This is a genomic window from Pseudomonas sp. M30-35, assembly GCF_002163625.1.
GTDB lineage: Bacteria > Pseudomonadota > Gammaproteobacteria > Pseudomonadales > Pseudomonadaceae > Aquipseudomonas.
Genome location: NZ_CP020892.1, coordinates 383,137 through 396,027, shown reverse-complemented (window position 1 = coordinate 396,027; position 12,891 = coordinate 383,137). Strand labels below are relative to the sequence as shown.

The 12,891-nt window shown below is 55.0% G+C and carries 12 protein-coding genes; all 12 read right to left on the bottom strand.

From position 1 onward, the window contains the following. Window positions 1-7: 7 nt before the first annotated feature. The 12 genes from B9K09_RS01745 to B9K09_RS01685 all read right to left on the bottom strand — a co-directional run bounded on the left by B9K09_RS01745 (window position 8) and on the right by B9K09_RS01685 (window position 12,891). On the bottom strand, window positions 8-1,174 hold the full coding sequence (locus tag B9K09_RS01745) for an ABC transporter ATP-binding protein (protein ID WP_087515232.1): 1,167 nt from the start codon (window positions 1,172-1,174) through the stop codon (window positions 8-10). 39 nt (window positions 1,175-1,213) lie between these two features. Next, window positions 1,214-1,864, bottom strand: coding sequence for an ABC transporter permease (locus B9K09_RS01740; RefSeq protein WP_087515231.1), 651 nt, complete (start codon window positions 1,862-1,864; stop codon window positions 1,214-1,216). A gap of 358 nt (window positions 1,865-2,222) precedes the next feature. Continuing rightward, on the bottom strand, window positions 2,223-3,287 hold the full coding sequence (locus B9K09_RS01735; protein WP_256574180.1) for a transporter substrate-binding domain-containing protein: 1,065 nt from the start codon (window positions 3,285-3,287) through the stop codon (window positions 2,223-2,225). 144 nt (window positions 3,288-3,431) lie between these two features. Continuing rightward, window positions 3,432-4,592, bottom strand: coding sequence for a TIGR03364 family FAD-dependent oxidoreductase (locus B9K09_RS01730; protein ID WP_087515230.1), 1,161 nt, complete (start codon window positions 4,590-4,592; stop codon window positions 3,432-3,434). Window positions 4,593-4,784: 192 nt separating this feature from the next. Then, the gene (locus B9K09_RS01720) at window positions 4,785-5,804 is read right to left on the bottom strand and encodes a putative 2-aminoethylphosphonate ABC transporter substrate-binding protein (protein WP_087515228.1); all 1,020 of its coding nucleotides are present in this window, start codon (window positions 5,802-5,804) and stop codon (window positions 4,785-4,787) included. 47 nt (window positions 5,805-5,851) lie between these two features. Next, a complete protein-coding gene (gene phnX, locus B9K09_RS01715) occupies window positions 5,852-6,679 on the bottom strand; it encodes a phosphonoacetaldehyde hydrolase (protein WP_087515227.1) in 828 nt (275 codons plus the stop codon). Between the two features lie 17 nt (window positions 6,680-6,696). Beyond that, a complete protein-coding gene (locus B9K09_RS01710; RefSeq protein ID WP_087515226.1) occupies window positions 6,697-8,418 on the bottom strand; it encodes a putative 2-aminoethylphosphonate ABC transporter permease subunit in 1,722 nt (573 codons plus the stop codon). A gap of 1 nt (window position 8,419) precedes the next feature. Then, a complete protein-coding gene (locus B9K09_RS01705) occupies window positions 8,420-9,463 on the bottom strand; it encodes a putative 2-aminoethylphosphonate ABC transporter ATP-binding protein (protein WP_087515225.1) in 1,044 nt (347 codons plus the stop codon). A gap of 159 nt (window positions 9,464-9,622) precedes the next feature. Next, window positions 9,623-10,486, bottom strand: coding sequence for a LysR substrate-binding domain-containing protein (locus tag B9K09_RS01700; RefSeq protein WP_087515224.1), 864 nt, complete (start codon window positions 10,484-10,486; stop codon window positions 9,623-9,625). 6 nt (window positions 10,487-10,492) lie between these two features. Continuing rightward, window positions 10,493-11,287 carry a thymidylate synthase gene (locus tag B9K09_RS01695; RefSeq protein WP_087515223.1) on the bottom strand — a complete coding sequence of 265 codons (795 nt, stop codon included), beginning with the start codon at window positions 11,285-11,287 and terminating at the stop codon, window positions 10,493-10,495. Continuing rightward, window positions 11,284-12,087: a prolipoprotein diacylglyceryl transferase gene (lgt, locus tag B9K09_RS01690; RefSeq protein WP_087515222.1), complete on the bottom strand. Its 804-nt coding sequence runs from the start codon at window positions 12,085-12,087 to the stop codon at window positions 11,284-11,286. Before lgt ends, B9K09_RS01695 begins: the two co-directional genes overlap by 4 nt. Before the next feature lie 21 nt (window positions 12,088-12,108). Beyond that, on the bottom strand, window positions 12,109-12,891 hold the full coding sequence (locus B9K09_RS01685; RefSeq protein WP_087515221.1) for a sulfite exporter TauE/SafE family protein: 783 nt from the start codon (window positions 12,889-12,891) through the stop codon (window positions 12,109-12,111).

The window sequence follows — 12,891 nt, the reverse complement described above, 5'->3', positions numbered from 1 at the left end:
CCCCGCCTCAAACACTGTCTTCGCATGCAGGCATGATCGAAGCGGTCACAGCAGCATCCTTACGATAAGTCGCGCCAAGATAATGGGTGATGCCCCTTTGATTAACCTGGCCCAACAACACGCCATTGTCATCAACGCAGGGCAACCACGTGGTGTCATGACTAAACATCAGTGAAGCAACCTTGCGCAAATCGTCGCTCGGACGAATCGTAGCCTTTAGGCCAAAGTAGTGCTCACCACAAAACCCTTGAGTAGTCTGGGCAACGTTCTTGGACACATAACCGATAGGCTGATGACGCTCGTTTACCATCAGTATTGCGTAGCCATAGCCATGTTCGTCCATACGGGCCAACGCAGTCTTGAGCGTATCACCTGGCTTTACAAAGGCGATTTTCTCTTCCATCACCCGACCGACCTGCACCAGCCGTAAGCGTTTCAAGGTGCGGTCGTCACCGACAAAGCTCTCAACGAAATCATTCTTGGGGTGGGCCAATATATCGTCTGGTGTATCGTACTGAACAAGGCGGCCGCCGCGGAAAATGGCGATTTTGTCAGCCATTTTCACCGCTTCATCAATATCGTGGCTTACAAACAGAATGGTCTTACCCAACTGCTGCTGCATTTTAAGAAACTCGTCCTGAATCACTTCTCGGTTGATCGGGTCGATCGCTCCGAACGGCTCGTCCATAAGCATTACAGGTGGATCAGCTGCCAACGCGCGCGCCACTCCAATTCGTTGTTGCTGACCGCCCGATAGTTCTCGCGGATAACGCTTGAGAAACACCGATGGGTCCATTGCTACCATCTCTATCAGCTCTTTTGCCCGAGCCTTGTATTTGGCTGCTGGCCAACCAATTAGCTTGGGAACAATGGCGATGTTTTCTTCAATCGTCATATTCGGAAACAAGCCAACCTGCTGGATCACGTAGCCGATATTGCGACGTAACTCGACTGTATCGAGGCCCGTAGTGTCCTCACCATTAATGAACACACGACCAGATGTCGCGGGGATGATGCGATTGATCATCTTTAGAGTGGTGGTTTTGCCGCAGCCTGAGGGCCCCAGCAACACACAGATCTCACCCTCTGGAATTTCCATGCTGATGCGGTCAGCCGCAGTTACAGGACCATTTGCGGTTTCAAATACTTTGGTCAAATTATCGATTTTTATCATTGTTGTATCCTGTTTTGAGACCAGCTCAGGAAGGATTAATCAGGCTGATACGCCGCCAGGAGTCAGGCGTCGCTGCAACCAAAGCAGGAGGTAGTCAGCGATAACGGCTAACAAGCTGACAGCGATAGCGCCCGCGACCAACTGCCGAGGGTCGCTCTGCGTAATGCCACGGCTTATCAACACACCGAGCCCGCCTGCGCCGATGTAGGCGGCAATTGCCATAACACCGATATTCATCACCACAGCTGTACGCACACCGGCCATGATCACTGGAATTGCTAATGGAATTTCAACTAACCGCAAGCGTTGCATTGGCTTCATACCGACTCCCCGTGCAGCCTCACGGAGCGCCGGGTTAACGTTATTGATTGCGGTGTAGGTATTACGAATTATGGGCAGCTGCGAATACAGCAGAACTGCGATAACGGCGGGTAAATAGCCGATGCCCTGACCAATCAAAGACAGGACAGGAATCATGATGCCAAATAAGGCAATGGACGGAATCGTAATGATAATGGAGCAGGTATAGAGCACTGCACGAGCCGCACGCTCATTCTGAGTAATAGCAATACCGATGGGTACACCCGTTAGAATTGCCAGCCCGACTGCGACTGCCACCAATGAAATGTGTTGAAGGGTCAGCTTAAGAAGTAATCCGGAGTTATCAACCAGGTAGGTAAGAAATTCCAATGACGGGCCTCTGCATTTTGCTATTTATTCTTATGACAATACGGTTGCCGGGCGACTGCTTGAGGTTACCGAATAGAAACTACAGCGGCCTTTAGCGAAAAAACAATAAAATTTCGACGCTAAAAGCTACAAGAACGACACCAATAGCCTACTCCGGTCAACTGGACAGTCCTGCTGTAGTCATGCCGAAAAAGTACTTTTTCACAGGTTTAGCTCTACCTTATGGAATTGCCGTCGCCTCGCGCACTCAATTTGAAAACGGGCATCAAGGGACAGGGGCGAAACAGTAAACCGAACTCACCCACCAACAGCAGCGCCCAACTGGCCAATTGAGCGGGCTGGAGGGCCCACTGCAAAGCTAGTTTTTCAAGTAAATATCCGTCAGGCGCAGCCATTCATCGCTATTGGTGATGCGCAGGATTTCTTGGCTAATCGGCTCACGCAACTTGCTGCCACTGGCTACCGCAAACGCATATGACTGATTGTCAAAAGTGCCCGGTAATACGTCCAAACCACCGCGAGCCAACTCAGTATTGCGGTACTGCAAAATCGGCAAGTCATACACAACGGCGTCAGCCGTACCCTCTTGCACCGAGCGCATTGCACTCAATACATCCGGGTAGACGGTGCTGCGAATACGATGGCTGGCCAGGTATTTCTCACCGACAGTACTGCCAACAGTCGCTACATGCGCACGGTTCAGGTCTTCAGCACCCTCGATACCACTCTGTAAGTTGCCCACCGTCAACGCCGTGGTGACCGCAGCTGTAAAGGTCGACACCATGATCAAGGCGCTGAACATCCAGATGATTGCGATCAAGCGTCCGCCGAGTGTCACCGGTGATTTGTCGCCATAACCAACCGTCGTCATGGTTACCGCCGCCCACCAAAAGCTGTTGCCCAACCCTTGTGCAGGATTACCACCAAACTGATCTTTGTTGCGCTGGCGCTCAAACGCCCAAAGCAGAGCGCCGACCAACAACAGCAAGCCAGCCAAACCCAGCACCAAGCTGGCAAATTGCCAAGACAGCAACCCCTTTAACGCCGACCAGCCACTGTTATCAGCGCCACGAGGCACCGCAATAGCCAAGCCAGTTTGATAAATAGGATGAGTGAAGTCGAATTTGCTTTCGCGCTCTGCGGTCATGGTCAGCGCGCCAATCACGACATCGAGACTCCCGGCTTCAAGGCTCGGGAGTAGCTCGCCAAACTGCATGGGTTCGAACTCGAACTGGTAACCCAATTGCTTGGCGATGTCCTGCCAGAGGTCCACGCTGATCCCACGCCAGTCACCATTTTTTTCTTGGATGACAAAGGGAGGAACCTCACTCAAACCTACGCGCAGAACTGGTTTCTCGGACTCATCTGCAACGGCTGAGAAACCGAACAGACACAAAAAAAACACCGCAATAATCCTATGCATACCCAAACTCCATGTTCACCAGCAAAGGCATAGGGTAACAAGTTTTGGCGGCGATTCAGGATTAGAGGCGGCGGTGCTGGCCTCGCAGGCCCGCGTATTGAAGCGTTCAACCGCTCTGGAACGCTAGTTCCAGAGCTATTAAATTTATGCAGCCTGAGTGCTCGGCCAAGCACTTTCACCGAGCATTGCAGCCACAGTACGTTCACCCAACCCCAAGCCAACACTCATGCCAAGACCGGTATGCATCAGCACCGCGGTCACGCTTTGATCAGCGCAGAGCACGCTAAATGGCCCCGGACCACGACTGCCATAAACACCTTGCCAGCGCTCAACCACTTCAATCGGCGCGCCCAAGGTTTGCTCCGCCAGATTGATCAGTATTTGATCTGTCGCTTCGCTATTGAAGGGTTCGATATCACTGCCATAAACATGGGAATCACCAATAATCAGCTCACCGTAAGGTGTCGGGCTGATCAGCAAATGAATGCCGTTGGCTTGCAATTCCGGTTGCTGCTGATGAATTTGCTCGCGAATGGCATCAGCCTCCGGTAAGTCAGAAAATGCACCGTAATGCACACAACTCAAACCGGTGAGCAATGCATGCTGCAACTGCAGAGGTTGCTGCAAGCGCGCACGCAGCATCTGCAACCCGCACACCTGTGGTTTCAATGCGCTGATTTGCTCCGCCAGCAAGGTCTGGTAATCGTGACCTGAACAGACCACAACTCGCGGGCTACGGAAGACGCCACGGGTGGTTTTGACCACTCCGGGCTGAATATCCTGCACCAAGGTCGAGAAGTGAAACTCTACGGCGTAACGCTGCTGTAAGTGTGTAGCCAATTGCGGAATGGCTTCACGCGAATAAATCTGTTGGTCATCCAAGCCATGCAATGCTACGCGATGATGTGCAAAGCGACCCTCATACAAATCGCTTAACGCCGCGCCACGTAGCAAATCAACCTTGTATTCATGCTCGCGCGCCCGGCCTTTACAAAATGCCTCAAGCAGCGCTTCCTCGGCTTCGGTACGAGCAAACAACAGCGAGCCTTGCTGCTTGATCGACAGACCTGCGTCAGCCGCAAGACCGGCCCACAGCCCACGGCTCAAACGTGCTAAATCGAGCATTGAGCCCGGCGCCTGCCCGGTCACCAGCGCTTGTCCAAAGTTACGCACTGAAGCACCTAAAGCGGTGTGGCTGCGCTCGAATACCTTGACCTTAAGGCCGCGTTTAGCCGCCGCATAAGCATGCGCCAAACCCAGAATACCGGCGCCCACAACCAGCAGGTCACAATCTTGCTGACTCATTAAAAATCCTCAAACTCAGTGTTTAATTCACCCTAACTGGAAGAGCACGCCTTGCGGCCGCCCCCCTGCAGGTTTTTTATCCAATCAACCGCACCACAAATCGAGCGGCAGGCAGCGGCGTTCTGGGTAGGCGCGCGGGCGCAGAGCACGGCAAGCCCGCGCAACACCGCCAGGGCGTCGCTGCCGGCGACGTCACTGAGCGACAGGCTCTGATTTGCCGTCATAGCGCTTGCGCCATTCGGCGAGGATTCTGTCGCGATTTTCAGCAGCCCAGGCAAAATCGTTCTTGATCAGACGCTGCTCATAATCAGCCGGTAATTCCTGGAAGCGCTCAGCGATACCGGGTTGGGCCAATACCGCGAAGTTGCTCTTGTACAGTTGCATGGCATCGCTGCTGGCAGAGAAGTCAGCCAGTTTTTTCGCAGCCTCAAGATGAGCAGTGCCTTTGATAATACCGGTCGCTTCGATGTCCCAACCCAAGCCTTCTTTCGGCAGGATGATGTCCAGCGGTGCGCCTTTGCGTTGCAACTGAACCGCTGGGTATTCAAACGAAATGCCAATTGGGAATTCGCCCGCCGCTGCCAGCTTGCAAGGCTTGGAGCCCGAATGGGTGTACTGGCCGATGTTCTGATGCAGGCGATCCATGTAAGCCCAGCCTTGCGGCTCACCGAAGGTTTGCAACCACGAGCTGACATCCAAATAACCGGTGCCGGATGAAGCCGGGTTAGGCATGACGATTTTGTCTTTATAGATTGGCTTGGTCAGGTCTTCCCAGCTAACCGGCTTCGGCAGATTCTGCTTCTCTGCCTCGATAGTGTTGAAGCAAACAGTCGCCGCCCAAACATCCATCCCAACCCAAGCCGGTGGGTTGGCTGCATCGCGGTAATTAGCACTGATTTTATTCAGCTGCTCTGGTGCATAGGCTTCAAGCATTTGTTGTTTATCGAGCACGGCCAGGCTGGATGCTGCCAACCCCCACACAGCATCAGCCTGTGGCCGGGCTTTTTCTGCCAGCAGTTTGGCGGTGATGATGCCTGTCGAATCACGCACCCATTTAATTTCGATATCCGGATTTTTCTTCTCAAACGCTTCCTTGTAAGCCTTGAGTTGCTCCACCTCGAGCGCGGTGTAAACGGTCAACTCGGTTGCAGCATTGGCGTGCAAACTGAAACCGGCAATTAAAGCGGTGGCTAGAGCAGTACGTTTAAACATGTGAAGCTCCATTATCGAGAGTTGTTATCGGTTGGCAGAATCTGGCTTTAAAGCGATTGCGGGGTTTCGCCACGGGCCAGGCGCGCATTGATCTCTTCGATCACGGCGGGTAACTGGCTAATGGTGTCGATCAAGTAATGCGGGCGACAGGCTGCAAACAAGCCGTCGATACGCAGCCGTTCGGCTTCAAGCTTTTCAGCAGACAAGGCGTTGAACTGCTCCCAGTCGAGACCGAGGAAGTTGCCGGAGAAACGCAGGGCAACAGTCCACATTCCAGCGGCTCTGCCCTCGACAATGCCCGGCTCGGTGTCATCCACTTTGACGCAGGCGGCAACATCATCAATGCCCAGCGCAATGACGTTGGCCAGCGCTTGTGCAGGGCTTGGCCGGCCTTTTGGCACCTCATCGCTGGCCACTACATGGTCCGGCTGATAACCCGCGACAGCTGCCAACTCGACCACCTTGTCCATCACCTCCCTGGGATAACCGGAGCAGGTGCCGATTTTTAGCTGCTGTGCGCGCAGTGCCGCTATCGTCTCCAACGCACCGGGAATGAGAGCTGAATGCTCGCCGACCTTGGCAACTTGCAGCGGCATAAACCGCTGGTAGATTGCAGTCACGTCGTCATCACTCGGCAAACGCCCAAAACGCTGCTGATAACGCTCGGCAATTTGCGGCTGGTTACACAAGGTGCGGATGTGATCCCACTTACCCATGCCCATCGGCCCACGCGCCTCTTGCAGGCTGATCTGCAAATCGAAACTGGCAAATGCTTCGACAAAAATCTTGGTCGGAGCGAACGAGCCAAAATCTACGACCGTGCCAGCCCAGTCGAGAACCACTGCTTGTAATCGCTTTGGGGTGTGGTATTGCATATCTTTCTCCAGAGTAATTAATGGCTAGGCGCAGCTTGGCGCCAGGCTTGCGAGCGTCTTAGCAGGACGCGTGAGGCGCCCGCCAAGAGCACCGATACAGCGGCCGAGGTCACTAAAATAAGGGTCGACATCGCGGCCGCGCCGCCAACGTTGCCTGCGTCATCCATGTTCAGCACGGCGACGGCGGCGAGCATGCTGTCAGGGCTGTAGAGGAAGATCGCGGCAGAAACCGTGGTCATCGCCGAGACGAACAAGTAGCGAATAATGTCGAGTAAGGCCGGCAGGCAGATGGGTAGTGTCACGCGCACATAGTGCCGGGCCAACGGCATCTTCAACGACAGTGCCGCGGCTTCAAATTCACCATCAAGCTGGCGTAACGCAGTGCTTGCAGTCATCTGCGCAGTGGTCAAGAAATGCGCAATGGTGCACACCACAAGCAAAGTCAGGGTGCCGTACAAACCACTCAGCGGGTTGCTCGGTAAGTTGAAGAAGAATACGTAGCCCAAGCCCAACACCAGTCCGGGCACCGCCATCGGGATAAAACTGAGCATGCGCAGGATTTGCGTCAGTACGTTCTGCCGGGTTTTCTCCATCAGGTAGGCACCAGTGAAGATCAACAGGCTGCCAAATAGCGCGCTGCAGGTGGCCAGAATCAAACTATTGCGGTACGCCGACCAACCGCCGGGCAAATCAGAGAAGCTGTAGTGATCCAGCACCAGCGACAGGTTGTAAGGCCAAAACTTGACCAGCGATGAGAAAACCGCCATGCCAAACACCAGCAATAGCGCAGCACATAGCAAGATGACGATGCCCAGAAAAATACCGTCGCGCAGGCGTGAGGGGTGTGGGTGATACACCTGGGCGCGCCCGCTCATGGTGTCTCGCGAACGTCGACGCAGCCACATGTCGACCCCAAAACTAAGCAGTGCCGGGACCAGTAACACCATGCCGATCAATGCACCACGGCCGAACTGTTGCTGGCCGACCACTGCTTTGTAGGCTTCCAGCGCCAGCACCTGATAATCACCACCCACCACTACAGGCACACCAAAGTCGGTAATCGTCAGGGTGAACACCAGACAAAACGCTGCAAATACGCCCTGACGGCTACCTGGCCAGGTGATACTGCGAAACGCACGCCACGGTGAAGCGCCCATACTCGACGCGGCATCAAACAGCCGTGCGTCCGCCAGGGAGAGTGCCGAGATAAGGATCATCAATGCATGAGGAAAGGTGTAAATCACCTCGCCAAGCACTATCCCCCAGAAACCGTAGATGTTGTCAGCGAACAGCCCGCGCAAGATGCCCTGATTACCAAACAGGTAGATCAAGGCGATGCCCGGCAGCATCGACGGCGCCATCAGTGGCAACAGTGAAATCGCCCGCCACACGCCCTTTCCCGCTATCAACGTGCGTTGCAGCGCATAGGCAAACAGGTACGCCAGCGGCACCACAATCAGAGCCGCAGTGGTCGACACTTTCAAACTGTTCATCAGCAACCAACGAAAGTTGTCGCTGGAAAACAACTCACGTGCAGCGCTAAGGCCACCCCCTTCACCACTAAAGCCACGCCAGAGCATGGCCAGCAACGGCAACAGTACGGCAACGATCAGCAGCACCAGCAACAAGCCTTTACCGCCCTCAACAAACAGTCGGTCAGCCCAGCCTGCATGGCTTTTGCTGGCGGCAGGCTTGCTCTTTGCAGACGCCTGCAGATTGATGTGCGGTTGCGCAATCATGTTAAGCAAACACCTGCAGACTGCTCGAAGGCAACGCGACCCGAATATCCGGGCTGGACAGTCGCGGCATTACGTCTGGGGATAACTCGGCCTGCAAGGTCAGCCCCGGCAATTCCGTCAGTTCGAAACTCATCCGGCAGCGATTGCCAAGAAAGGTGACATCGCGCATCTGCGCACGAAACTGATTGTCGATACCGTCTTGCGGGTTAATCACCACCGCTTCAGGGCGACAGAACAAACGCCCTTGTTGCAAGACCTGAGCTTGCGGCAAACGCACTTGCAGGCTGCCCACCCGAGCACTGCCATCCTGACCGCAGGCAAACGGCAACCAATTGCCTTGCCCCACGAACTCCGCAACAAAAGGTGTCGCGGGTTGGTTATAGATTTCTTGCGGCGTGGCGTATTGCTCAACGTGACCGTGGTTCATCACTGCAATGCGATCAGCCATCAGCATCGCTTCATCTTGATTATGGGTGACCATCAAGGTGGTTACGCCGAGGTTTTTCTGCAACTGACGGAGTTCGCCGCACAGATGCTCACGCACCCGCGCATCAAGCGCCGACATCGGCTCATCAAGCAGTAATAGCGAAGGTTTTGGCGCCAGTGCGCGGGCCAAGGCCACACGCTGTTGCTGCCCTCCGGAGAGCTGCCCCGGATATTTTTTCTCACTGCCAAGCAGGCCAACCAGCTCAAGCATCTCATTGACCCGCGCTCGCACAACTTCACGACTGTCGCCGCTCAAGCCGTAGGCAATGTTCTGTGCCACGCTAAGGTTGGGGAACAGCGCATATGATTGAAACAGGATGCCGTAGTCGCGGGCTTGTGGCGGCAGATGGGACACATCGCGCGAGCCGATTACGATGCTGCCGCGATCCTGTTTCTCCAACCCGGCAATGCAGCGCAACAGAGTGGTTTTGCCGCACCCCGATGGCCCGAGCAAGCACACCAGCTCGCCCGCCTCGACATCCAGAGAAACACCATCAAGCGCCTGAAAAGCGCCGAAGCCTTTGTGGATGCCGCGAACCTGCATGTTTTGTTGAGTCATGTGCCACCTCACTGAGCAAATTGCTCGAATGAGGCTGATGCTAAACAGCCTATACGAAGGCTTGATTGCAGTTAGGCAAAAGCTGCCAATAGTGTCATTAGGATATTTGGGGGTGAGCTACTGCAAATACTGAGAAGAGTTGCCTTTGCGCGGGCATCATCAGCTGCGCGAATGAGTCCGGGCCAATGCCAGAAATGCGGCGGGGAGACGCGCCTGGCGGCGTTCTTTGAGGCAATACAGGTACTCGCTGATCAGTGGGGCCTGCTCCAACTCAATGACCTGCAAGTCCGGGTGATCAGGGACCTCCTGACGGGCAATCACACTGATACCGATATTGCGTATCACCGCCTCACGTATCGACTCACGATCGCCAATCTCAAGCAGCTTGGCGATCGTGATGCCAGCATCCTTGAGCATCTTCTCGGTCAACACACGGGTGGTCGAACCCTGTTCGCGCATGAGCAAACAATGACTGGCAAGCGCAGCCACACTTACTTTTTGCTGGGTCGCCAACGGGTGCTCACGATGGACCGCCAGAACCAGCGGATCCTGGCCCAGGGTCAGATGGGTCAGGCGTGCATCGGCGTTGAGATGAGAAGATGCTGCGAGATCAACCCGGTATTCTTCCAGCGCCTCAATGACCTGCTGAGAGTTACCAATTTCCAGGCTGACTTCGATCTGCGGGTATTGCTGATGAAAGCGTTTGATCAGGTCGAGCATGTAATACGGTGCTGTTGCGGCAATTCGCAAAACACCCTGCGCCTGGCCACAGTTGCGCAGAAAGAACTCAATATCAGCTTCTTCCTGCATCAGCTTTTTGACCATCGGCAGCAGCTCAACACCCGCATCGGTCAGGGTTAAGCGCCGCCCACCTCGGTAGAACAACTCGACGTTGTACTGGCTCTCAAGATTGCGAACTTGAGTGGTGATGGTGGGTTGGCTGAGGCCGAGCTTTTTCGCCGCCTGGGTAATGCTGCCCAGGCGGGCAACCATGTAGAAGGCTTTTAGCTCGGCGCTTTGCATCAGCGCTTATACCGCAACAGGTGCTTTGATATGCGGGTGCGCCTCGTAACCGACCAGCTCGAAGTCTTCAAACTTGAAGGCGAACAAATCAGTGACCTCTGGGTTGAGCTTCATTTGTGGCAGTGGCAGTGGCTCACGGCTGAGTTGCAAATCAGCCTGCTCGATATGGTTGGCGTACAAGTGACAATCACCGCCGGTCCAGATGAACTCACCTGGCTGCAAGCCGCAGACCTGCGCCACCATTAAGGTCAACAACGCGTAGCTTGCGATATTGAAGGGCACACCGAGGAAGATATCAGCGGAGCGCTGATACAACTGACAGCTCAGCTTTCCGTCGGCGACGTAGAACTGGAACAGGGCATGGCAAGGCGGCAACGCCATTTGCTCAACCAGTGCCGGGTTCCAGGCCGAGACGATCAAGCGCCGCGAATCCGGGTTGGTTTTGATCATCTCGATCAGCTTGCTGATCTGGTCAACCGACTCACCATTCGGTGACGGCCAATTGCGCCACTGATAACCATAAACCGGACCGAGATCACCGTTCTCATCGGCCCATTCATCCCAGATACGAACGCCGTTCTCCTTGAGGTAACGGATGTTGGTATCGCCCTGCAAGAACCACAACAATTCGTGAATGATCGACTTCAGGTGGCACTTCTTGGTGGTCACCAGCGGAAAGCCTTCAGCCAGATCGAAGCGCATCTGATGAGCAAACAGGCTGTAAGTGCCCGTGCCAGTGCGGTCACTTTTGAATGTCCCGGTCTCACGAACCAGGCGCATCATGTCCAGATACTGCTTCATTGCACGGCTCCTTGGGCAGTTTGATGACGGTAGGCGTATGCGATCAGCCCGATACCGAGAAGAATCATCGGCAGCGACAGGATTTGGCCCATGGTCAGCCAACCCCAAGCGATATACCCCAACTGCTCGTCCGGCACCCGCACGAACTCAACCACGAAGCGGAATATGCCGTAGCACATGGCAAACATCCCGGACACCGCCATGGTCGGGCGCGGCTTGCGCGAGTAGAACCACAAGATGGCGAACAGTGCCACGCCCTCAAGCGCGAACTGATACAACTGCGACGGGTGCCGTGCAAGCTGCTGCGGGTCGGTCGGGAACACCATTGCCCACGGCACGTCGCTCGCCTTGCCCCAGAGTTCGGCGTTGATGAAGTTGCCGATACGCCCGGCGCCCAAGCCAATTGGCACCAATGGCGCAATAAAGTCCATCAGCTCAAAGAACGTCTTGTTGTTGCGCTTGCCGAACCACCACGAAGCCAGCATCACGCCGATAAAGCCACCATGGAATGACATGCCGCCCTTCCATACCTCAAGGATCAACAGCGGGTTGGCAATATAAGCAGACAGATCGTAAAACAGCACATAGCCAAGGCGGCCGCCGATTATTACGCCCATGGCGCACCAGAACACCAGGTCCGAGAGCTTTTCTTTGGTCCAGGTCGGCGCAAAACTGTGCAGACGGCGCGAGGCAAGTAGCCATGCGCCGCCGATGCCGACTAGATACATCAGGCCATACCAATGGATTTGCAGCGGGCCGAGGGAAATCGCAACCGGGTCGATCTGGGGGTAAGCCAGCATCAAAAAACTCCTAAGAACGCGTTAAATCAGGAAATTCAAGCCCACGCAAAATAGCAGCAGGGCAAATAATCGTTTGAGTACAAGTGGCGATAGGCGATGCGCCAAACGCGCACCTACTCGTGCAAAAAACATACTACTAACGGCAATCCCGGCCAACGCAGGCAAGTAGACAAACCCTGCACTCCATTGGGGTAACTGCGGTTCGTTCCAGCCGATCCACATAAAGCTTATGGCACCGGCCAGCGCAATGGGCAGGCCACAAGCCGATGAAGTTGCTACAGCCTGTTGCATCGGCACGCTGCGCCACATCAAAAACGGCACGCTCAGCGAGCCACCGCCAATCCCAAAAATCGCCGATGCCCAACCAATCACCACGCCTGCCACGGTTAATCCGGGTTTGCCTGGGACAGCACGGCTGGCTTTGGGTTTCAAGCCGAGGGTCATCTGCAGCGCAACACTAATCGCAAATACCCCGATGATCTTCTGCAGCAGCGGGCCTTGAATCTTACTCGCAGTCAGCGCGCCTAACGCTGCGCCAAGCAATATACCCACAGCCATCCAGACAAACACCAGCCAGCGCACCGCGCCTTTCAGGTGATGCTCACGTACCGAGTTGAGCGAGGTGAAAATGATAGTTGCCAGTGAGGTGCCCACCGCAAGATGAGTCAATATTTCTGGCGCAAAACCATGTGCGGCAAAGCTGGCGACCAGCACCGGCACGATGATCAATCCGCCACCGACACCAAACAGGCCAGCCATCACTCCAGCAGCAGCGCCAAGCATCAGATACAGCAGCAGCTCCAT